The sequence below is a fragment of the Paenibacillus ihbetae genome (genome assembly GCF_002741055.1).
Taxonomy (GTDB): Bacteria; Bacillota; Bacilli; order Paenibacillales; family Paenibacillaceae; genus Paenibacillus_AQ; species Paenibacillus_AQ ihbetae.
This window is the reverse complement of record NZ_CP016809.1, coordinates 6,295,505-6,317,938: the sequence shown is the minus strand read 5'-3', so window position 1 is coordinate 6,317,938 and position 22,434 is coordinate 6,295,505. Positions and strand designations below refer to the sequence as shown.

20 protein-coding genes are annotated in these 22,434 nt (G+C 48.3%); 5 read left to right on the top strand and 15 right to left on the bottom strand.

Annotated features, from left to right (window positions below):
* Nucleotides 1-18 precede the first annotated feature (18 nt).
* Nucleotides 19-246: a hypothetical protein gene (locus BBD41_RS28360; RefSeq protein ID WP_077566535.1), complete on the bottom strand. Its 228-nt coding sequence runs from the start codon at nt 244-246 to the stop codon at nt 19-21.
* A 342-nt stretch (nt 247-588) separates the two neighbouring features.
* Between BBD41_RS28360 and BBD41_RS28355 the strand changes: the two genes are divergently transcribed.
* Nucleotides 589-3,072: an S-layer homology domain-containing protein gene (locus BBD41_RS28355; RefSeq protein ID WP_157929345.1), complete on the top strand. Its 2,484-nt coding sequence runs from the start codon at nt 589-591 to the stop codon at nt 3,070-3,072.
* Nucleotides 3,073-3,206: 134 nt separating this feature from the next.
* Here BBD41_RS28355 and BBD41_RS28350 read toward each other — a convergent pair whose 3' ends face one another.
* From BBD41_RS28350 to BBD41_RS28320, 6 genes are all read right to left on the bottom strand, one after another.
* Entirely contained in the window at nt 3,207-3,563 is a 357-nt protein-coding gene (locus tag BBD41_RS28350; RefSeq protein WP_077566537.1) for a winged helix-turn-helix transcriptional regulator, read from the bottom strand.
* An 82-nt stretch (nt 3,564-3,645) separates the two neighbouring features.
* Nucleotides 3,646-4,209 carry a 6-phospho-3-hexuloisomerase gene (gene hxlB, locus BBD41_RS28345; protein ID WP_077566538.1) on the bottom strand — a complete coding sequence of 188 codons (564 nt, stop codon included), beginning with the start codon at nt 4,207-4,209 and terminating at the stop codon, nt 3,646-3,648.
* 4 nt (nt 4,210-4,213) lie between these two features.
* Nucleotides 4,214-4,846: a 3-hexulose-6-phosphate synthase gene (gene hxlA, locus BBD41_RS28340; protein WP_077566539.1), complete on the bottom strand. Its 633-nt coding sequence runs from the start codon at nt 4,844-4,846 to the stop codon at nt 4,214-4,216.
* 743 nt (nt 4,847-5,589) lie between these two features.
* The gene (locus BBD41_RS28330) at nt 5,590-6,837 is read right to left on the bottom strand and encodes an MFS transporter (RefSeq protein WP_077566541.1); all 1,248 of its coding nucleotides are present in this window, start codon (nt 6,835-6,837) and stop codon (nt 5,590-5,592) included.
* 355 nt (nt 6,838-7,192) lie between these two features.
* Nucleotides 7,193-7,597 (bottom strand): nuclear transport factor 2 family protein, encoded by a 405-nt coding sequence (locus tag BBD41_RS28325; RefSeq protein WP_099480045.1) that lies wholly within the window; start codon nt 7,595-7,597, stop codon nt 7,193-7,195.
* A gap of 55 nt (nt 7,598-7,652) precedes the next feature.
* Entirely contained in the window at nt 7,653-8,123 is a 471-nt protein-coding gene (locus BBD41_RS28320; RefSeq protein WP_077566543.1) for a DinB family protein, read from the bottom strand.
* Nucleotides 8,124-8,323: 200 nt separating this feature from the next.
* Between BBD41_RS28320 and BBD41_RS28315 the strand changes: the two genes are divergently transcribed.
* Nucleotides 8,324-9,226: a LysR family transcriptional regulator gene (locus BBD41_RS28315; RefSeq protein WP_099480043.1), complete on the top strand. Its 903-nt coding sequence runs from the start codon at nt 8,324-8,326 to the stop codon at nt 9,224-9,226.
* Nucleotides 9,227-9,693: 467 nt separating this feature from the next.
* Here BBD41_RS28315 and helD read toward each other — a convergent pair whose 3' ends face one another.
* The 6 genes from helD to BBD41_RS28285 form a co-directional block, all read right to left on the bottom strand.
* The gene (helD, locus tag BBD41_RS28310) at nt 9,694-12,108 is read right to left on the bottom strand and encodes an RNA polymerase recycling motor HelD (RefSeq protein ID WP_099480041.1); all 2,415 of its coding nucleotides are present in this window, start codon (nt 12,106-12,108) and stop codon (nt 9,694-9,696) included.
* Between the two features lie 338 nt (nt 12,109-12,446).
* Nucleotides 12,447-12,863, bottom strand: a complete 417-nt coding sequence (locus BBD41_RS28305) for a DUF1796 family putative cysteine peptidase (RefSeq protein WP_206098272.1) — start codon at nt 12,861-12,863, stop codon at nt 12,447-12,449.
* Nucleotides 12,864-12,964: 101 nt separating this feature from the next.
* A complete protein-coding gene (locus BBD41_RS28300) occupies nt 12,965-14,002 on the bottom strand; it encodes a glycoside hydrolase family 88/105 protein (RefSeq protein WP_099480839.1) in 1,038 nt (345 codons plus the stop codon).
* 191 nt (nt 14,003-14,193) lie between these two features.
* A complete protein-coding gene (locus tag BBD41_RS28295) occupies nt 14,194-14,511 on the bottom strand; it encodes a DUF3502 domain-containing protein (protein ID WP_237086948.1) in 318 nt (105 codons plus the stop codon).
* Entirely contained in the window at nt 14,501-15,850 is a 1,350-nt protein-coding gene (locus BBD41_RS28290) for a cache domain-containing protein (RefSeq protein WP_237086946.1), read from the bottom strand. The genes BBD41_RS28295 and BBD41_RS28290 overlap by 11 nt, the downstream gene beginning before the upstream one ends.
* Before the next feature lie 426 nt (nt 15,851-16,276).
* Nucleotides 16,277-16,858: a TetR/AcrR family transcriptional regulator gene (locus BBD41_RS28285; RefSeq protein WP_099480039.1), complete on the bottom strand. Its 582-nt coding sequence runs from the start codon at nt 16,856-16,858 to the stop codon at nt 16,277-16,279.
* A 146-nt stretch (nt 16,859-17,004) separates the two neighbouring features.
* Here BBD41_RS28285 and BBD41_RS28280 point away from each other — a divergent pair, with 146 nt between their 5' ends.
* From BBD41_RS28280 to BBD41_RS28270, 3 genes are all read left to right on the top strand, one after another.
* Complete coding sequence (locus BBD41_RS28280; protein WP_099480037.1) at nt 17,005-18,414, top strand: cytochrome P450; 1,410 nt, start codon at nt 17,005-17,007, stop codon at nt 18,412-18,414.
* 780 nt (nt 18,415-19,194) lie between these two features.
* Complete coding sequence (locus BBD41_RS28275) at nt 19,195-19,677, top strand: MarR family transcriptional regulator (RefSeq protein ID WP_099480035.1); 483 nt, start codon at nt 19,195-19,197, stop codon at nt 19,675-19,677.
* A 58-nt stretch (nt 19,678-19,735) separates the two neighbouring features.
* Complete coding sequence (locus BBD41_RS28270; protein ID WP_099480033.1) at nt 19,736-20,767, top strand: nitroreductase family protein; 1,032 nt, start codon at nt 19,736-19,738, stop codon at nt 20,765-20,767.
* Nucleotides 20,768-20,853: 86 nt separating this feature from the next.
* Here the strand turns inward: BBD41_RS28270 and BBD41_RS28265 are convergent, their stop codons facing one another.
* Both BBD41_RS28265 and BBD41_RS28260 read right to left on the bottom strand, forming a co-directional pair.
* On the bottom strand, nt 20,854-21,216 hold the full coding sequence (locus BBD41_RS28265) for a DUF4181 domain-containing protein (protein WP_099480031.1): 363 nt from the start codon (nt 21,214-21,216) through the stop codon (nt 20,854-20,856).
* A 258-nt stretch (nt 21,217-21,474) separates the two neighbouring features.
* On the bottom strand, nt 21,475-22,353 hold the full coding sequence (locus tag BBD41_RS28260; protein WP_099480029.1) for an ADP-ribosylglycohydrolase family protein: 879 nt from the start codon (nt 22,351-22,353) through the stop codon (nt 21,475-21,477).
* Between the last annotated feature and the right edge of the window lie 81 nt (nt 22,354-22,434).

Genomic DNA, 22,434 nt, shown 5'->3' with positions numbered 1-22,434 from the left:
CGGTTCGGCGGAACACGCTTAACGCCGGGCAGAATCTTCTTCTGTTCCGGCAACCGAATCGAATACACCGTCCTCCGGAACGTTCGTGAGTTTCAACTGCTGCTTTATCTGGTTATTCATATGTTCATACCAGGACTCAAAGGAATCATCCAGCTGCTCCTCACGATTACGATCCTCATTCACATCCGAATCGATTTCGATGTCGCTGCCTAGTACGCCGTAGTCATCTTTGGGGTGATTCGTCATTCTCCTTCAGCTCCTTCTTATATGGATTGAATTATCCTCCCCTTTAAACCCAATTTTATGCTGCAGCTTTTACCAAATATCCATGACCTGCCGATCGGTCTATTCCGAACGCAGGCATGCGAAACGTAAAAGATATCACTTTACTTGAGCTGCTTAAAAATAGGAGTCCGCACCCCACTTCAAGTTGCAGATTAGATGGAAGAATCGGAAATCTCCCTCCTTATTTACCGGGCCCTTTTCCCGTTTCAACATCGGACCATTCTCCTAAAAAATTGATTGCAAGCTGGGACCCTCGGCATATATGATAAGATCACGAATCCGTTAAGGATTCCTTTATTCGGCGTGGATTTTATCATTTCATTAGGGGGATTTTATCTGAAACGTAAACTCATCGTCAAAGTAATGACCACGGCAGCGCTGCTGAGCGCATGCGCGTATCCCGTCCACGGGGCTTCCATTTCGCTGAACGATATCAATCAATCCTACGCCAAGGATGCGATTTTGGAATTAGTGGAACAGGGCGTTATCGCTGGAAAGGGCAACGGCAAGTTCGATCCGACCGGCAAAATCGAGCGCCAGGACTTTGCCATCATCTTGGCGAAGGCATTAAAGCTTGATGTTTATTCCAGCCCCGATAAGCCGACATTCAAAGACGTTCCGGAGGATCACTACGCTTACGCATTCGTTGAGGCTGCTGTCAAAGCCGGCTTGATTAAAGGCGTGGGCAACGAGTCGCTTGGCCTGGGACAGAACCTAACCCGGCAAGATATGGCGGTGTTTTTGATAAGAGCCTTAAGCGTCGCTGATATTGGAAAGGTTGAAATTGGAGACATGGATAGTAATTTGAAATTCTCCGATGCGGCAAGCATCGCCGACTACGCCAAGTATTACGTTGCAGCGGCTGTGGAGCTTGGGATTATGAAGGGAATTAACGACGAGATCTTTAACCCGACCGGCCAAGCGGACAGGCAATCCGTTGTTTTGGCCGCCAGCCGACTCCTGAAAGTGAAGGAACAGATCGAAACTCCATCTGAACCGCCGGTTCAAACGCCTGGGCCTGACGAGCAAACGCCTCCTCCTCCCGAAAAGCCGACTCAGAACCCAACGCCGCCCACCGGAGGCAGCGGCGGTGGATCAACCGCGCCAAGCAACCCGAATCCGGGCGGGAACCCAAGCACACCGGACACTACCGCTCCGACCGTGTGGCTATTGTCTGCCGACGCCCTCGTCGTAGGAGAGAACGTGGCTGTCACTAGCAGCGAAACCGGTATCGTTTACTTCGTTCCATATTCATTGAACGCATCCACGAAAGCCCAGCTTGAATCCTTTGTCACCGACAAGCTTGCCAACAAAACCATCGTTGCCGCTGCTCAAACCGAAACGCAGATTGCAACCTCAAATCTGTCACCGGGCGATTACAAAGTGTATGCGGTCGATGCTGCCGGCAATGTGTCGGCGCCTTCCGGTAAGATTACCCTTTCCGCACCACAGATGAAGCAGCCAACGCTGCATTTTTTCGATGGACGGTCACTCGCGATCGCTTACGACGAGACACTTAACCCCCTCTACGTACCAAGTGTCAATGAAATATCCATATATACCAAGGATGGAGAGCTGAGATTGCCGCAAGAAATTAAACGGATTGAGATTACGGGGCAATATATTCTCGTTACTCTTGCCGAGCCGCAGCCTATGGCAAGGCCGGTGGAAGTCGTGTATGCTCCGTTATCAGCCTCGACCGTCGTCCGCAGCGCCAACGGCAAGCCATCGCCAGCTTTCGGGCCGACCGCGGTTCAATATTTGCCGGACAACGTAAGAAGTCTGCTAGAGGAGCTGATTGCATCAGCCGAGACGCTCCGCGACAACTCAACTCCAGGGAACACGTCCGATACATACCCGCCGTTTGCGTTCGAGCAATTGGACCAAGCGATCCTGAACGCTTACTCTGTTGCGGACAGCCCAAATTCGACGATAGAGCGCCTAGCCAGTGCTTATAACCAACTATACCAACAAATCGAAGCCTTTAAGAAGAGTCGACTAAAGCCCCTCAAGATCTCCCCGGCTGAGGAAAATGCATCGTTTGTGTTAAACAGCAACAGGTTGAGCGTGAATGGTATGTCAGCACGAATTACGGACTCCTCATTGGAGGAAGACCGATATGATATAAGGAATATTGGAAACTTGATTGAGGTAACGAGAGACGATGCTTTCACAGAACTGGAAATCCATTATGATCCTGTCGCTTACGGGTTCCAGATTCAGTCAGAAGGCGAAACGATTGGACATATCGAGATCGAGACTTCCGATCCGTCGCTCATCCAGTTGACTGGCGGTGATCAGGGCATCCAGGTAGCGCCAGTTCCGAATGTTGATCAAGACCGCCCGGTCTCTCTCATCTTTAAGGTATTCGAGAAGGATGCCGAAGCGGGTAAGATCGAATTGCCTATCCGGTTTGATTCCGAGCCCCCGACAGTTACGGGAGTAACCTACGACAGCGCTCAAGGGATCTTCTTATTCCAATCCGCTGAACCGGTATATTCCTATCCTCAGACCATTCCACTGAGGGTCCAGGTGGATTACTCCGCTAACGGCGATTTCGGCCAAAATTCCATCGATATCTTCCCGTTAGTGGACGGAGAAGACTTCGAGTCAGGAATCACGCAGGATAAACGCGCCGTTATGATTCAGATTACCCCCAAAGGGCTGTCCAAGCTGGCCGGCGAGCTTCCTGGCGGTAAGTTCAGAATCATGATAAACGGGATGAGTGATTTCGCAATGAATTGGCAGCCGGAGATTCATTTCATTGACGCACCGAAAACGCAATGAGGAATAAGTCGGCAACGACAATAGAACCACCCGATTAACGGGTGGTTCTATTTGCGCATGCCTGCCTGCTGATTATATTGATAATGAAATGCCGCATGCGGCCCCTTTGTTTCTTAGAACGCATAAGTGCTCCATCATTTGGTCCAGACGACCTGTTCGCCGTAATCCTTTCCCCAATCGTACATCAGTTTCAAGATGGGCATTAAGCTCTCCCCGTAAGGTGTTAACGAATATTCGACTCGAGGCGGAACCTCGGGGTAAACGACGCGTTGGACCAGCTGATCCTCCTCCAGTTCACGAAGCTGGTTCGTCAGCATTTTCTGCGTGATGTGGGGAATCATTCGGTTCAGCTCGCCGAAGCGTTTAACGCCCTCCAATCCAAGATGCCACAGGATGATCAGCTTCCACTTGCCTCCGATGACCGCCAGGGTTAGCTCCTTATGGCAGTTAATTTCTTTGAGATTTATCCGTTTCTTGACTTCATTTGCCATAAATATCACCCCTTCTTTCTTAATAGTATACAACGGTCACGGAGATCCCATCAAAGCGGAACATACTGCGTCTCGGTGTGGCCTACTCCAGATTGGCATGCAGGCTGAACATCTGGTCCGATTGGAGCTCGCTTACTTCCATTAATCGCAAAATGATGGAATCCAGCACAATCAGCATCGTCTGCTCAAACAGAGACGCCATCGGCTGAACGGTCACGAGAGCATGCTCGTGCTGATCCTTCGTACTTCCCGGCAGGTGCACGATCGCATCGGAAAGCTTCCCGATCCGGGATTCGGGCCGGATTGTTAGGACGGCTACGTTCGAGCCGATTTGCTTGGCTTTCTGGGCCATCGCAACCAGGCTCGGCGTCTCTCCTGAACCTGAACCGATAACAAGCAAGTCGCCTGGCCGGATGGCTGGAGTAACTGTGTCGCCCACGACGTGAACGTTAAATCCCATCTGCATTAACCGCATGGCAAAGGTTCGCATCACCAGACCGGATCTGCCCCCACCCGCTACAAAGACGGCATCGGCATGCAGGATTCGTTCGATCAACGCTTCAATCTGGACGGCTTCGAGCTTCTGTACGGATTCGGATAGCTCTTTGGCGATTAGGACGGCCTGCCTAAAGATTGGATTGCTCACCTGGTTAGGCATCCTTAACCAATTGATTCATTTTAGCGGCCACGCTCTTCTTATCGGATTGACCCGTGATTCCACCGCCAACGATGACGAGATCCGGCTTCGCTTGAATGGCTTCAGGAAGAGTCTCCAGCTTGATTCCTCCCGCAACGGCGGTTTTGGCATGTTTAACGACACGTTTGATGGCTGCCAATTCCTCGAAGGAATTCTTGCCTTCCGCCTGGTGGTCATAGCCCGAATGGACGCAAATATAATCCACGCCGAAGGCATCAAGCTCCTGTGCCCTGCCCTCAATGTCTTTTACATTAATCATATCCACCATGACCTGCTTCCCCTGTTTCCGGGCTTCGGCCACGGCACCTTTAATCGTGGAATCGTCGGATACCCCCAGCACCGTTATGATATCCGCACCAGCTTCGGATGCTTTCATTACCTCATATCCGCCGGCATCCATGATTTTGAGGTCAGCCAGCACTCGCAAATGCGGGAAGGCCTCCTTGATCGCTTTCACGGCATGCAGCCCTTCGTTAATGACGACCGGCGTGCCGATTTCTACGATATCAATATGTTCGCCTACCTCGGCCACCACTTGCTTCGCTTCCGGAATGTTCACTAAATCCAATGCCAATTGAAGTTCCATATGGTTGATCTCTCCTTATGAACGTATTGGTTTGCTTACACGAGCATTGTAGAGGAAACACTGTGCAATCCGGAAGTACGTACTTGTAAGTGAGATACTAACCTGCAAGTAAGTAATAAAGGGAGACAAGGGTTTCGAGGCTTCATTTTTTATGTATAATTATTGGTTCAACGAACGGATACAAACTAGAGGCGGCAGCACGAGTGATTCTGTAGAAGAATGAAAGATCCCCTTCTCCTCTGTCACACGGACATTCTGAAAGGGATCTTTACGACATGGCCTTTGGATTTATAGCAGCTTAGCCACTGCTCCGATCCTGTCTTGCCTTTACCACTCTCGGTATCTTTTTCTCGTAAATGGATAAAACCTGTGAAACCAAATGCTCGCTCGGATTCGTGTTATCTTTCAAAAGTGCGTAGATAAGGTTCAAGAAAGTCTTAGCATCGTTCCCGGTTAAACTTCGGATTGATTCCATGATCTGATCGTTTGAAGTACGCTCATCCTTCGACTCCATCTTATTCCTCCGTCGCTAAATATGATTTTATTCTTCCTGCAAAATGAGATAAAAGCATTGTGTCCGTGCATTTGTTAGTAAATGGTTACACCGTTATTTTCGACTTTACCACCACAGGATCCTGCAGCTAGCAAATGAAAAGGCAGCAGATCATCAGACCGGCTGCCTTCGCGTATTTCTTCTACGATTTGTTTTCATTATCATCGCAATCTTTTTAAATCCAGCAAGATTACGTCTCTTGCGCAGTAAGTACATGCTCAGGCGCTTTTTGCTTCATGATCGGCACCATGACCAACGCACCAAGAAGGAATAAGATTCCTGCTCCGCCATAGATCGTGCTCAGCGAGAAAGCATCCTTTAGCGCGCCGGCGAACGACATGGATATGACCATCATGCCGACGAACATCGGATTCAGAACTCCATTTACGCGGCCGACAATGGAAGCATGTGACCATTTCAGGATCATGGTGCTGATTCCGATATGGATGCAAGGGAAAACCAGCCCATTTACAAATTGCACGGCCAGCGTGACCGGAACGCTCGTCGAATAACCGACGATGGCCGTGCAGACCGCTCCTGACAGCATGCCCACAGCAAGAAGAAGCTGAGGCGGAACCTTCTTGGCAAAAACTGCGACAACCCCGCCGCCGATCAGCATGGCTCCGCCATTGACCATCAGCAGGTACTGCAGGAACTCCTCGCTTCGTCCCAGACGCTCCGTTACGATAAACAGATTGAGCGCTTGGGCTACGCCAACAGCGAGTCCCGCGAGAATAAATGCGAGTCCGAGCATGCGCAGAACTTGGCTTTGCCAAACATAGCGAAAGCCTTCGGCAAAATCTTTGCGGAATTGCCCTTTTACTGCGGCCGTTTGCGGCTTCAAATTATCCTCAGGCAGGCGGACGAGAACTAGCGCGGACAGCAAAAAAACCACGCCCATGACAGCGATCGATATTTCCAGTCCAAACGTACTGTATACGAAGGTGCCAAGCATCGGGCCAAGCACCATAAAGATGGCCATCAGCGATTGGAATAGAGCCATCCCTTGCTGCAGCTGTTCCTCAGGAACATGGTACTTGAACAACCGCATGCTTGAAGGCTGCGAGAACTGCGAAAGAATTGCCGAGATGAACGCGACCAGGTAGACGAATTGCCATGAACCGTAATGGATGGTCAGAAGCACTGCGAATACCGATACCGCGGATAATAAATCGCACCAAATCATCGTTCGTTTCGGCCGCCAACGGTCGGCAAATGTACCGCCAATGAACGAGAACACAAAAATAGGCGCGAATTCCGCCACGCTAATTAAAGAAATGGCGTATGGATCATTATTGGTCCGATCCGCAACGTACAAAAGAATGGCGAAATTACGTACCCAGATCCCGATCTGCAGAAGCACGCTTGATAATAAAATCGTCTGCAGGAACCGATTGTGAAGCAGGCTTGGTGCATGGGTGCTTCTTTCTTGCTTCAACCTTTTCAACCTCCAATTTGTCTATAAAGATATCCATCTTGAGTCATGCTATGGCTCTCCTTTCCATTCTTAATTATAAGAACCTCAACATGGTTGACCTCCTACTAAAGACTGATATTTCGGAGTGCGTCAAAAAAATTTTTCTCTGTAGATGGTCAGCGTAATGATCCGCATCGGTTCTTGAGGAATTACCGGTTATTGATGCATAATTGAGTGCTTGTATCATCCGCTGTCAGGATAAAACGGCAGCAACAAACCAAAATGAACCAGACCCTCTTCGGGGTCGGTTCATTATTCGGGATCGATTCGTTATTCATAAGCTGATTAACGGTTTCACGATGGAGGGCTGTATCCGTTACGGGTTCTCATAGTTCTTTAACGGCATCCCTACATATTCACGGAAGCAGCGGATCCGCTCCCCCTCGAATTCAAAGACGATAACCAGCTCATTGCGAAAATCCCGCCCATTTAACAACCCTTCCGAGCGAAATACCACCATGCCGTTGTCATCATTCTCCAGCATAATGAGCGGGGTCAACTGCATCTGGAAGACGGAGCGTTCAAACCGGATCAATTCCTCGAACCGTTCCTTGCCTTGCTGCTCGTGATCCCATCCCTCTAACGGGAGCGGAACGAAGAAATGAAAATCCTCCGTAACCTGTTGAAGAAAATGGGACGTATCCCCTGATTCCAAAGCATGCTTGAAAGCATCAAAGCCTTCTCGAGTTCGGGATTGAACGGATTCCAGTGATTTCTCCATGAACATTTCCTCCTCATTATGGTTTATTGACCGCTCACGATTTGAACGGAATAGGTTAATTTGACGACAGTACCTTTAACTGGCTCGAAATCGTTCCAAGATGAAACGCTTCGTGAATCAGAATAAAGTTTAACAACTCACCTGATGTGTTGAAATGAAACGGTCCCAGGGCAAACGGAGTCGACAGCTTCTCGCTCAGCATTTCAGGCGTCAGCTCAGATAAGCGGGAAAGCTGCGCAGTTAGCATCTCGATCATCGCATCCTTTGATGGAGGAGCGAACGTCCAGTCCAAAGGCTTGGTTCCAGAGTCAAACAGCGTTTCATAAGTGTCCGGTATGACTGGCGGACTGTTGAAGATCAAGGGAGAATACTTATCCATCCAATACACCATATGGCCGATATTCCAACGGACGGTATTGTTGAAACCCGAGGGTTGAATATCGAAGAGCTCCTCCGGGATCGCCTGCACCTGCTGCAGCAGCATTTGCCGCGCGGTTGTTGCCGTGCTGATAATCATTTCAGACATATTATGTTCCTCCTTTGTCATGAGAACCGCTTGATTTGTTCCCATTGTACGTCTCACAGAACAGAGCATCAATGCAGTGCACGTTACCGAGACGTTAAGTATCAGTTAACGATTATTCGTTGACAGAAGAAGAAGCCGGAGCAACAATAAGCATTAAGCATGATCAATGACACGCATGCAATAGGAAAGCAGGTGAGAAGGTGGAGTTAAAACAGCTTCAATATTTCATGGCCATTTGCGAAGAGCTTCATTTCACGAAAGCAGCCGAAAAAATGGGAGTCAGCGCACCCAATATCAGCCAACAGATCCGGCGATTAGAAGAAGAATTAGGCGTGTTGTTGTTCGACCGTGTGGGAAAAACGATTGTCCTTACTGATGCTGGCGCGATTCTTCGTGAGCATGGTACCGCCGTATTCAAGCATTTGCAGCAAGCGGGAGACGCCATCGCGGATCTGAAGCAAATGCAAGGAGGATCTCTTTCCATCGGTGTCCTGCCTGGTGACGCGGATTTGATGTTCAATGCCATGCTGCTCAACTTTCATCAGACGTATCCCACCATTTCACTGTCCCTATTGGAAACCACAAAGGTAACAGAACAAGTGCTGGACCGAAGCATCGATGTCGGCGTAACCATCGGACCGGTGATCGATGAGCGTCTCACAACGATTCCTTTGTTCCATGAGGAGTTTTCATTGGCAGTAAGTGTACACGATCCACTAGCCACGGAAAGTTTCATCCCTTTGAGCAGGCTGCAAACCTTAAAAATGGTCATGTTCCCGCCAGATCATCAATGCCGGAAGCTGATCGATCACTTTTGCAGGGAGAGCGGATTTGCACTGCAGCCGCATATGGTGACGACAACATTATCTTCCCTTCTTCAAATGGTACAGAGCGGGGTTGGCCCTTGTGTTCTGCCAAGACTTCTATTGGAAAATCTCCTCAATCCCGACATCAAGGTTGTTCACCTGAGGAACCCTACGCCTTCACAGGACATTTGTCTGATCTACCGCAGTGACCGATATGTCGGATACGCCATGCGCACCTTCATCAAGACCTTAAGAGCCTACATCGAGACAGCGATCCAACATGCGAAATCTTCATAGAGGCGCTGCGGAATCCATGAGATAAGATCGAGATGCAGGATCTTGCGGCAAAAAAAATCAAAAAGCCGCGTTGGCGCGACTTCCATGTTTAGCGTACGTTCTTGTTCTCCGATAGCTTGAGATTCCCTTGTTAACCTGGTATTAATCAATGAAATTAACTAATGATGTCAACAGCATCACAACTAGCGGGCCGATCACCAAGAAGCCTAGCAATAATGCAATGAGCTTAAATGGCGTTGACAAGCGCTGGTTCATTTTTTTAGCTCCCCTTCGGTAAACACCGCGTAATCTTTATCCATACTATTTTACAATATATGGGGCATGAATACTAGAATGAGTCCCAGCATAATCTTCCCATTGTATTTGGAAGAGAAAAGGCGCCGCCGATCGGGGCAGCGCCTGTTTCACTGTAAGAAAGGGGAGCAGCAAAAACCATTTATCGGGTGGTCATCTCTTCCTAACCGATATCAATTCGCCAATTCGTACAAATCAGCATTCATTCCCTCCACGAACGGCGACCAATCTCCGGTCGCATATAGCAAGAGCTGATGCATGGCCCTCGTACATGCTGTGTAGAGGAGCTTGCGGTCGCTGTCTCTGCCGTAAGCTTGGGATGATGCCTCGTAGATCAATACCGCATCGAACTCAACCCCCTTGGCGAGATACACGGGAATAACCAACACACCTTTCTCAAAAGTTTCGGTTTCCTTCGTAATGAGCTGCACACCTTCGCTTCCCAGCTTCTGCAATGATTCGAAGGCTGAGCGGCTTTCAGCAGCCGTCTTTGTAATGACAGCAATGGATTCGAGGCCTTGGGCTTTAAGCGCTGCGATGTCCTTCATTATTCGGGCGTCACGCGTCTCTCCGTCTTCCAGCTTCACAAGCAGCGGCTTCGGTCCGCTCCTTTCAAACGGGACGATTTCCGACTCATCGGAGAGCAGCACCCTCGTAAATTCCACGATCTCCCGAGTTGAACGATAACTGCGCACTAGGCGGATCAACTTGGTTTCGGCTTCTCCATAGAGCCGGAACAGCGGTGAATCGGCATCCTGCAGATTCGTTGATTGCGTAAAAATCGCCTGGCCGAAATCACCGAGTACTGTCATGCGGGCACGTGGAAACAGTTTTTTGAGATACTCGTATTGAAACGGCGAATAGTCCTGCCCCTCATCAACGAAGACATGCCGAATCTCCGTGTTCGTCCGAACACCTTCGATCAATTCTTTTAAATACAAATACGGAGTGGCGTCCTCATAGAAAATTTCAAACTTCTCCAGCTTCTCTCTGGTTTGCTTACAGATTTCAGACCATAGCTCCGGGATATCGGCCTCATTCGTTTTCTCCCGATAAGCGGCTTCATCGATGAATAGTTGGGAATACAGGCCGTGAACATCGATAAATGAAAATCGCTTAACGCTTTGCCGGATCGGTTTGAAGTTTACTTTTACGATTCTTTGGCGGAGTAGATCCTCCTCGCGTTCCGCGAAGTCAAAATCGCCTTCGTCTTCCCTGCGCTTGTTGGTTATTTTCTCGTGAACGACGGCGTAGTGCTCAGCAATGTCAAGCACTTCCCTTTCCTTATGCAGCTCACTGAATACTTCCGCATAGTGCTCGTTGTCGAGGTAATGGAGCTCCTCCTCAACCCAGGAGGCCCCACGCTCCTTGCGTTCTAGCAGTGAAAGCTCCTTCAGAATCCACTTCTGCAGGAGGTCTACTCGATTGGCCAAGCTCAAGGAAGGGTCGTAACCGTAAAATTGCGATCTCATTTGCTCGGCGGTGATCAGAACACGATCCCTAAAGTGAATGCCGTTGAACAGCATACCTTCCCGCCCCAACCACTGCGCATAGTACTGAAGGGCTTTCATGAAAGCCTCGGACGCCTTATACTTCATCCCTTGGAGGCGAGCCTCATCGTTTGACGTTGATTGTGCGGTCAGCACATATTCGATCTGACTGAAGGGATCCTCCACTTGGAAGGATGAACCGAGCCAATATTCGAGATATTCCTGAAAAGTCGTCTGCTGCATATTCTCCTCTCCCAGCTCGGGAAGGACGGAGGATACATAGCTGTTAAACATCCGGTTTGGTGAGAGTAGAACGATCTGATCCGCCTTAAGCGAATCGCGGTTTTTGTAGAGCAGGTAGGCCACGCGCTGTAATGCTGCGGAGGTCTTCCCGCTTCCTGCTGCACCCTGCACGATAAGGAGCCGGCTGTGATCGTTCCGGATGATGGCATTTTGCTCCTTCTGAATGGTAGAGACGATACTTTTCATTTGCGAGTCCGCGCCTTTGGCCAGCAATTGCTGGAGAAGCTTGTCGCCGATCGTAACGCTCGCATCGAACATGCGACGGAGGTGCCCATTCTGGATCTGATATTGCCGTTTCAGCTCCATCGTCCCCGTGATCCGACCGACCGGCGTGTCGTAAGAGGCCGTGCCGGGGGAGTGATCGTAGTAGAGACTTGCGATGGGGCTCCGCCAATCATAGATCAGGAAAGTCAATCCATCTTCATCGACGAAGGAGGATACGCCGATATAAATCTGCTCGCTCCCGTTCAAGCCGTCCTCCATAAAATCGACGCGGCCGAAATACGGAGAAGGCAGCATTCGATTGAAGCTCCTCCATTGCTGCGACAGAAGCCGGTGACGGCGCTCCCTCTCGGATAATACAGCGGCCTGTTGTTTGATCGTATAAAAAGTTTCTTCAAATTCCTCGTCTGTACTCGTGTTGACCGTAACCTCTTCCCAGAATCTTCTGCGAATCTCGGCAGCCTGATCCTGCAGACCGCTAACTTCCGGTTCCAACACGTCGATCCTAGCCTTCAGCTTTTCTCTAACGTGATCCAGCCGTTCTTGCTCTAACCGCCATTCCTTTGCTTCCATCTCGCTTGAACACACTCCTTTTCATTCTGGTCTGAAAAAAGTGCATTGACAAATCAGAGGTCGCTGATGTACAATTAAATCAGGGAAATTAATTATAATATCAGATCAAACTTGATTCTCAATTGCGCTACTGATTATAACATAGCGCTTTTTCGCGTTCAATTATTTTTTTGTCTTTTGCCCCCTTGGTGTTTAAGCCTAGCTTTTTTTATTTTTCGTAAAATCGAACGTACTCGCTATAAACCGGGAATGAGCATACAGCGACTAAATTAAATAAAAATAGGAGTGCGGCTAATCGATTGCCGGCACTCCTATTTTCACGTTCCAGGGCAGGCCTCTTAAGTCCAGTACCCTGTTAATGACAAACCGTTCAAGGCATAATCCCACACTGCTATATCATTGGGCCGTTCGAGGGGAACCTGCAGCGTGCTGATGCCGCCTAGTTCCCAATCGATCTCCTGAATCGACTCCAAACCGGATACAGGCTGCATGAATAAAATGCTGCAGCTGGCCGGCGTCAACGAGGACTGGATGGCACGCAGCGCAGCGGCTTCTTGTACCCCGATCTCTCCCCACCTGACAAACAGAACGGAACGGTGGAGCACATGCCAAAATCGTTGAATACGACGGGTAAGCTTCTCCTTATATGCACCGTAGGACGCCGTCCAATCCTGGTGCGGAACGATCGGGAAATCATGGACAGAAATGACGTTATAGGTCGTATCGAGAATAAAATGGGCTCTTGTTGAGAACATCTACTCTATTCTATGCATTCTGACAAATTACCGTATAGATGTTCGGGCAACAAGCAGCGATTACTGCCTCTGTTGTTTCGATAGGGCAAAACAAGTTCGGGTCAGGCTTCGACAACTTCAATGACTGCCGCCAGGAACGCCAGCGCCAAACCTTGTCCCCAGCCCTGAGCCCATTTCCGGTCAATGCCGAGATATCCTTCGATATCGTTCATGACCGCCGTACCTCCGGACACGTTCAGTACCCGTCCGTTGTCCGCTATATTGGCGAGTACGCCGTCCAAGGCTCTTCTCACATATTTCGCGTGCAGCGGATTGCCCTGCAATACCATGGCTGCTGCAATGCCCGCTGTAGCCGATACTTCGCCGTAGGCTTCCGGGTAATCGAGTACGGTACCCCACAGCCCGTCCTCATGCTGCAGCCGCTTAATGGCTGCCAGCTGGTCGCGCAAGGAGCTCCATATATGCATCATGGGAGGATAAAGATATCCTTCCGGCAGCCCCCTTGCCGCACGGGACATCGTATAGGCTGCCCAGGCATTGGCGCGTGCCCAATGGATGGCGGACATATGGTTCTTTTTGATATGGTTGTACCCATGGTACCACAGCCCGGAATCCTCATCTTGCAGGTAATGAATATGCCGTTCGAATTGATGCAGCGCATCGTCAATAAGCGTCTTCTTGCCAAGCGTCACGCCGACCCGAAGCTCCAAATATGCCGCCATGAACAGCGTATCCGCCCAGCACTGCTCCGGAAAGTCATTGTTGGCCGACACCGTATGCTGAAGGACCCGGTCGCCGAAACGCAATGCATGATGCTCCAAGTAATCAATCTTGCTTAAAATAAGATCCAGATATTTCTGATCCTTTGTCTGATCGTACAGGGTCAACAGCATATGCCCCATCGCGCAGGAGTTCACGGTCCATTCTTCCGGGATGCCCGCTTCGAAGTACTCCTCCACCCAATCGATCATCCGATCCAGGTAAGCGTGCTCGCCAGTTACCTCGAACAGACGGCTAATCCCATAGAATGCGACACCGCCCGGCCAGTCCCATGTCAAATCCATCCCGAACGTATAGTCCGCAATGCGCTTCGCGGATAGCTTTAAATCTTCCAAAGCAATATCTAATTTTAGATTCATATTGCCCTCCATATTATCCAGAGCCCCCGCTTGCGGCAGGAGCTCTGTGTATTGGTTGTACGATTACTGTACCGTTTGGGGCAACCGTACGAAATGTTCATACGGTCGCCGCTGCTAGCGGATTTCTCTATTTTAATTATAATCGGATCATTTCTATCGTCCAACTTCGTATATCGCAAGATTATTACGATCTACCTGAATTGGCCTGCATCAATCGCTTTTTGCTTCTCGTCCAAAATCTCCTGGTAGCCTGCGTCGAGGAATTTCTGCTTGGCCGCTTCGTATTTCGCATCGAACTGATCGGCCGGCGCAAGAATAATATCAAGATACAGCTCCTGGAAGAGGTTGTTCAAATCCGCCTTGTACTCGGTAACCTTCTCGAGGACTACGGTGAACAGCGGATCCGGCGTCTGGTATGGTTTGGTCTCGTTACGGTATTTAATCATGTCCTCGACAATCTGCTCGTAACCCGCAGGCGTCCAGTTGTTTTTGTTGGCTTTAAGCGTCAATTCCGGCGTCGCAAAGGATGGCGCTTCCGCTCGGGAATAAATGGTCGCATTTCGAGATGAGCAAGTAGCGATGGTAGCTGCGTGTTTCCGGGTTGTTCCGGCGGCTTATATAGTTCCGATAACCGTTGATGGATACCACGGCAACAAGAAAGTGCAAATCCGGGAAAATCTCTTCCGCTTGTGGCGTCACTTCACCCCGCAGCAAACGATGGATGGCATAGCTTTGAGCATCCTGCTCGTGGATACTCAGAAGCTTATACAGCCCTTCCTCCTCTTCCTGCATCCGCCGGAATGCCGCATCCAGAAAGGCAAGCTCATTCTTATCTTGAGCCCCAGGATTGATGCGTCCCCGAACGGCACGAACCAACTCCCTGGCCGGCCTGGACAACCATGTGGCAATAAAAACAGTCAGGATGGATCCCGCGAAAATAATCACGATCGTAAGCAAAATAATGCTTCTCTGCAAAGCGTGGGGCTTATTCATCAATTCATCGACCGAGTAGATGCCTACGTTCGTCCAGCCGAATTCTTTCGTACGGGACCACGCATACAGTAACCGCTCACCATCATGCTCACGGAACATGTAGCCTTCGGGTGCTTGCCGGGAAATATCGAGGATGAACGGCTCATCATAGGCGTTCTTAAGCAGTAAACTCTTGTCATGATGGGAGATAATGGTGCCGGTCGGCTTCATAAGCAAATAGCTCTGCTTCCCTGATTTCGTTGACTGCAGGTACTGCTGGATCTGACTCTCCTTCAAATTGACGACGATCGTTCCACGAGTCGCGGTGGAAAGCCGATTTAAAGGCAAAGCGAACGATAGGACGTTAACGCCCGAATCAAGCTTGCGCGGATACCATACGCCGCGTATCCCTTTTTGCTCCAAAAGCGCCTCGTTCAGCCAGTCGATCGACTCGTATTTATCCAAGCTGGTAATGCCTTTATCCGTCGAAATCACGTAATTCGCATCATCGAGATAAAAGAAAGAGGAATACACACCGTCCACGCTCTGATTCAGATTCAACAGCTCCTTGAGTACCGCCATCGCCTTGCTTACATTCACGTATTTCGTTTTGAGATCCGCCAGTGACTTGAACGGGCGGATTCGATCGAAGATGTCGGTGCCGCCAAGGCGTACCGTATTTTGGGAAAGATTGTTTAGAGCGTTCTCATTATGCTCGCGATTGGCATTTAATTCTGCAAGCGAGGTTTCCGCGAAGGCATGCTCCGAATTTTGCAGGATATGGGAGCTGCTGTACCAGGTTAAGATGGCCATCGGTATAGCCATGATGAAGAATAGGATGAATGCCAATTGCATCATCATTGGAAATCGCTTCATTGGACCCCTCCATCCCTTAGTGGGTTATTTACGAGAAGAAAAACACTTATGTATTAAGATAACTAAAGCGCTTTCATTTGTCTTCATGCTTCGGTGTCTATTTTGTTCAGATTTCGCACTATATGTTAATCCAATCTGGACCAGCTCGTAAATCGCCATAACTGATCTTCTTTATCAAAATTTGATCCGCCTTCGACAATGGGATCAGATTTTACCAGGATGATCAATAATGTCATACAATAGCAATTACATTAAGGTCATCACCTTTTTCGGCCAAAATAACATTTATCATCCCCAAGCAAAGGTTCGCGGTGCAAATCAACTTGTTAGAGGTGTTTACCGTCGAATGGATAGCGGAAAACATAATACAACCAACCGCCGATCAGTGACGGCGGTTGGTTGTTGTCTAAATCTATAACTCAATGGTTAGCCCTTACCCAAAAGTCCAAAGTATAACAGAGAATTTAAGTCTTTTAGGGTAGTTGGGCTTGCTTGTGTAAGGAACCCGGGCCGGGTGATGGCCTCTTTAAAAATCTGAAGGTAGAGCATAACCGCTTCCGAGGAAATGTCCGCGTTGATGCTGTCCGTCCGTTTCCCCTCCTGAATCAATTTATTAAAAAAGGGGATGGTTTTGGTTTGATAAAATTCTTCGATTTCCTCCCGGATCATGGGGTGCTCCATAACGGTTTTCAATAGGTCATGTTCTAGAAAATTCACGTTTTCTATGTTGTCAAACACAATTTTCTTGATTTTCTCTTGGAATGGAAGGTTCTCTTCCATGATCTCCTCGTACTCTTCAATCTTCTGCTCCATATAATGAAACACTGCGCTGCGAACAAGTCCTTCTTTACTGCCAAAATAATTGTATATCGAAACAGGAGATACTTTCGCTTTCTTTGCAACCTCAGCAATACTCATCTTATTGATGCCAAAGCTGAGGATGAGACCGAATGCTGCTTTTAATATTCCTTCCTTTTTCTTTTCCGTACGAATTTGATATCCGTTCATTAGTTCCCACCTCACCTATACTTTAATTAATGTTTTGTAAGATTACAATATATTTTATTCAAAATTATATTGACCACATTACATAACGGGAATAAAATGAAATAAAAGTAATGGATTATTACATTTCATACAAAACGAGGTGCTCCATGAACCATTTAAGACGTCCAGACAGCAGTGCTTCATCACAAGCAATTCCAGGGCCACGATCGATGTTTGGTTGGCGAATGAATATGCTTCGATTTTATCGACAGCCGTTTTTGTTTTCGCGCTGGCTTTATGAGAAGTATGGTCAGGTTGTTGCTTTGGGTCATGGAAATCAGCCTGCTTTTGTTTTTGCCTTTGGGCCGGAGTTAAACCAACAGATTCTGACGAATCCGGAGTTATTCAATGTTAGTACGGCGCTTCTAAAGCTCCCTGAGGAATCATTGCTGGGAAGGATGTTCTATAACAACCTGCTGCTTATGACCGGTGAGAAGCATAAGAAGCATCGTCGCTTGATGCAGCCTTCTTTTCATCGGCAACAGATCGCTTCGTATTGTAATGACATGGTCCAGCTCACGCAAAGCTTAAGTGAGAGCTGGCAAGGGAAGCTTGAAATAGAGTTGAATTTTGAGATGAAAAAATTAACGCAACGAATTGCTGTTAAGACACTGTTCGGGTTGTATAACGAAGAAGATTTAGATCAAATGGGCTCATTAATTCAGCGGTTGACAAGAATGATGCCGCTAATCTCGATGGCGCCAGTCAAGTTTCCCGGTTCCCCATACCATCAAGCCCTACGCAGCGCCGAGCAGCTCCATGGGCATATTCAAGAAATGATCACAGAAAAGCGTCTGAGTCCAAATTCGATGGATGTCCTAGCATCGCTAATCCAAGCTCGTGATGAGGACGGTGCCCAATTAAGCGACGACGAGCTCATCGGACACGCATTTAGCCTATACGTTGCGGGACATGAAACATCCGCAAATGCTTTGACGTGGTCCCTCTTTCTACTCAGCCAACACCCACATATTGCGCACAATTTGATGGAAGAGATTGACGACAAACTCGGCGGATCAGATCCTACCATTGAAAAACTTGGATCCCTCTCATACCTGGATGCAGTTGTGAAGGAAACTTTAAGGCTAATGCCGCCAGCCGGGATTGGAATCCGAGTCACGTCGGATGCGTGTATCTTGGGAGGATACATGATCCCTAGAAATACCAATGTGATGTTCAATCAAATGATCACGCATCGAATCCCAGAGCTTTACGAAGATCCTGATCATTTTAAACCGGAACGCTGGAGTTCCATCAAGAGAACTGCATTCGAACACTTGCCTTTTAGTGCGGGAGAGCATATGTGTATTGGATGGAACTTTGCACTCCAAGAAATCAAAGTTGTCCTTGCCGTTCTCCTTCAGCGACATCGCTTTTCTGTAAGACCTAATGCTAATATTTCACCAAACATGATGATGCGTCCCCTTCATGGACTGCCGATGGAAGTCGTTCCCCAAGACCGAAAGTTCAAGCGGACTCCCGTTCGTGGAACCGTTCATCATCTCATCCATTTTTAGTAGTCGCCTATTCATGTCGGACGATCGAAATATGGTACTCAAAAAACAAACCAAGTGATTTAGTTCAGGGTATGGTGAAGGAACATAAGAAATCAAAGCTTAACCAGGCTGAAAGACGTTCTTGGAAACTTTTCGGGGACATCATGCTTTGGGCAATCGAGAACAGAAAGGAAACGACCGCCATCACTATCGTACGGCGGTCGTTTAGCTCATCGATAAATCGTTGCCAAAAAAATTGGTCCCCCTCTTCCTCGTAATGGAATGATAGCTTGCCTGTTCGAACGTTGTAGACATGTCATACACGCCCTCAGCTTCATTAAAATAATGCTGATTCGGTTTGCCGAGCCACCGCATGAGTGTATCCGGGTAGGGGGATAAGAACTACACAGGTTCACATAAAGCAGCTCTTGTAAAGAAAGGAGCAAAGTTTACTACATTACAATCCGTGCAGCTTGGTCTCCATTCGGTCAATGGTACACATCCATGTTTTGTTGCGAGCATATTGACTCATCCTTCGATTTCCCCCTGTTAAAAATGTTTTTTTGTTATGAAAGTTTATTATCTTTTTAACATAAGATATCGATGAATTCTGTGATATTGATATGATTTTAGGTCTTAGAACCAATGTCCCTGTCCATGACCCAAACGTTTCCCCCACCTCCTGCCGCTTAATGATCCAAACAATTGCGATCCTTGGTTTCCCGAGACGAGCACTTGCTGAATCCTGCGAACTATGATATTTTAGTTTCCGAGTAAACAATATGGAGTGTGAATCGGAGCATGGATTACCCTGACCGTATCAAGACGTTAATTCATGAACAGCTGCTTCATTTTTCCCATTTGCATGAACAAAGAATGGAGCTGGAGCTTAAAGAAATCAAAAAGATGGCGCAGCTTCAGCAGTTGAAAGACGTGCCTGGGAACTTATCGACGATCCATGTTCTGGATTGTATCGGCGATCATGAACCGATCAATCATTCCGCGATTGCCGAGAAATTAAAATTGTCAAAGGCCAGCATTACCAAGATTAGCAAAAAGCTGCTTGAGCTTGATCTTATTCATCGGACCCAGCTTAATGATAATCGCAAAGAGGTGTACTTTCGTCTTACCCCCCAAGGGAAACAGCTGTTTGAAATGCATCGATCTATGCACGAAGCGGAAGAGCAGCGATTTATGCGTTTTTTGGACCAATACTCCGATGATGAGCTGCATACGATTTTGAAGTTCTTTCAGGGAATGGCCCGGTACATAGACGAGAGATAAACAAATTTTTTTAATCATTTTGTTTACAAGTAAACAAAATGTCCGAGGAGGAATTACATTGAATTATTCCCAAACGATAAGAGAGCGCAGAACCATCCGGAGATTCAACCCAATCCCGGTTGACCCTGATATGGTCGTATCCTTGCTGACCGATGCAGCCACATTGTACGAGGCCGAAGGTACACCGCGCTGGCGCTGTCTATACGCCGGCTCGGCGGAGTCGCGTCAAAGACTGGTTGAGAGCATGATCGCCAAAATGAAGGAAAGCAAATTCGGCAAGCTTATCCCTGCTAAAATGATCAATTATTTCATAAAACAGATAACGGATATTCCCTCGCACCTGATCTTCATCGCGGAATCCGTATCCGATCAGCGACAGCGCGATGAAAATTACGCTGCCGTATGTAGTATCATGCAAAATTTTCTCCTGCTTGGTTGGGAGCACGGGTTGGGCGCGCTGTGGGACACGGATCCGATGCTTCAAAGCGAATCGTTTCTTGCGGAAATCGGTTTGCAAGAGGGTGAACGTTTTGCTGGAATTTTACACGTGGGATATTTCGATAAAGTGCCAAGAGCCCGAAGAAGAACGCCGGCGGAACAGAAATGGACCTCGATCGTCGGAGACGGACAGCCGGATGAAAAGCAGTCGAATAACGCCCGAATTTCAGAGCAAAGCATTCTGGAGGTTTTGAATGACGCAGTCTGGGCGCCTAACGACGGATTAAGGGAACCGTGGCGTTTTATCTATGTGACGGGCAGCGGGGCAGTCGGAAAGCTGCCTGTCTTGCAAGGGAATCCTTCGCCTGCCCTTCTTCTAGTCGTAGCCAAGGAAGAAGCAGATTCCCATAAGCAGGAGGAGGATTATGCAGCGGTATGCTGTTTAATCCAGAACTTTCAATTGCTGGTCAAATCCAAACCGTGGTACGCACGCCGAACGGTCCCGGAATGGATCTATGACCAGGATCATTGCAAGCTATTCGGCATCCGTCCACTGGAGCGGATCGTAGCAGTGCTGGAGCTCGGGGAAGATGATCCATTCTCACAATCAGCACCGTCTGCTCCCCCCTTGCTGAACCTCACGCATTTATGACGATATAGGAAAAAAAGGACATTCGTTCCTTCAAACGAATGTCCTTACGCCCCTTTTAGAAAATACGATGGATCCTGCTTGCAATATCAAACGAGCAGCTCAACACCAAGGAAGAGCAGCAAGCTGCTGACACTGGTGTAGGCGCTAAGGAGGTGCTGCTTGGATTCCTTATTGAAGCGTCTTTCAACAACGGATCGGAATGCATGCAGAAAGGCTAGCACAAGAATCAAGTCCTGATAAGCCTCCCATCTCCATTCCAGAACAAGCCTCGTGTAGAAGAGGGCGATTAAAGAAACCGCAACAATGATGAGCTCCCCCATGAGATGAAATCGGTTGATATGCTTATACAACGGCCCATTTGAATTGTAGGTGACTTTCATTTTTTTTCTCATCCATAAGTAACCGATAACGACTACGATTGCATACAAAATGATACTAATCTGAAACATTCAACTGCCCCCTTTCTAAGATAACGGACAGTATCACTTTAGACTTAACGATCAGGTTTTTGCGCAATTACACGAATCTGGTAAAAAAGGTTTCATCTTCCCTTTAACATACACTAATTTTTTATTTGAATCAATGACTGATGAGAACCAATCTGCTTAATGAAGGATCGCAAATACTCTAACGATCCAGTCTTAGTCTCAGCAAGGGTCAAGGGCTTCAAGGGTAACAAAAAAAGCCGCGGTTTCCGCGACTCCACATTAAGCAGTTTTCAACATATATAGCCGAGAGCTGATCTCATCAAGCTTCTCTTTAATCAAAATCGCCTCGGCATATCGGGCTGGAATGCCCTCATAGCCGTAGTAGATGCCTGCCAGCCCTCCTGCAATCGCGCCTATCGTATCGGAATCACCGCCAAGATTTGCCGCCTTCTGCACGACTTCTGCAAAATCTGACGTGTGGAGCAATATATGGAGCACCCACCGGAAGGTATGTACCACAAACCCGCTGGTCGGGCATTCCGGTTCATCTTCAATGACACCCTTGTATTCGCTTCCTTCCGCTTCGGACAAGATCACCGTTCTTAAGGGTTCTCCCTGCAGAAGACGTTGAGCCATTCGGTTATAGATGATGCAGGCTTCGGTACACCTTGGATCATAATGCGTCATTCGCGATTGCATGGCCGTTATACGGTCTATGTCCGCCGGGTCCTTGTAAGCCAGCGCAGCCGGCAGGCATCGCATAAGAGATCCGTTCCCGCCGCTTTGTCCCAAATCCATGTGCGCTATAAAGGCGGCTTCGAACCAGTCGCCCTCATACTTTTGAAACACGTAACGGATGATATTTCCTATGTCTTTGGGTCTCGATTGGTACCATTCCATAAAAAAACGCCCGATTGCCTCCATTGGCTCTACAGGATGTTCGAGGATTCCTGCTGCCACGCACAAGGTCATCATCGTATCATCGGTCACTTCCCCGGGCTCCAGATGCCATACTCCACCGCCAATGATCTCCGTCAAATAACCATGCTTCTCCTCGATCTCCCGTTCACTCATGAACTCCGTCGTTCCGCCAAGCGCGTCCCCCACAGCCACCCCGTACAAGCCACCCTTGATTCGATCAAATATTATGTTTTCCATGCAAGCACCTCACATTTTATTGAAGTTCCTCACTCGTCCGCTTTCTTTGGGGATGTATAGGATTATAGCATACGAAGAAGG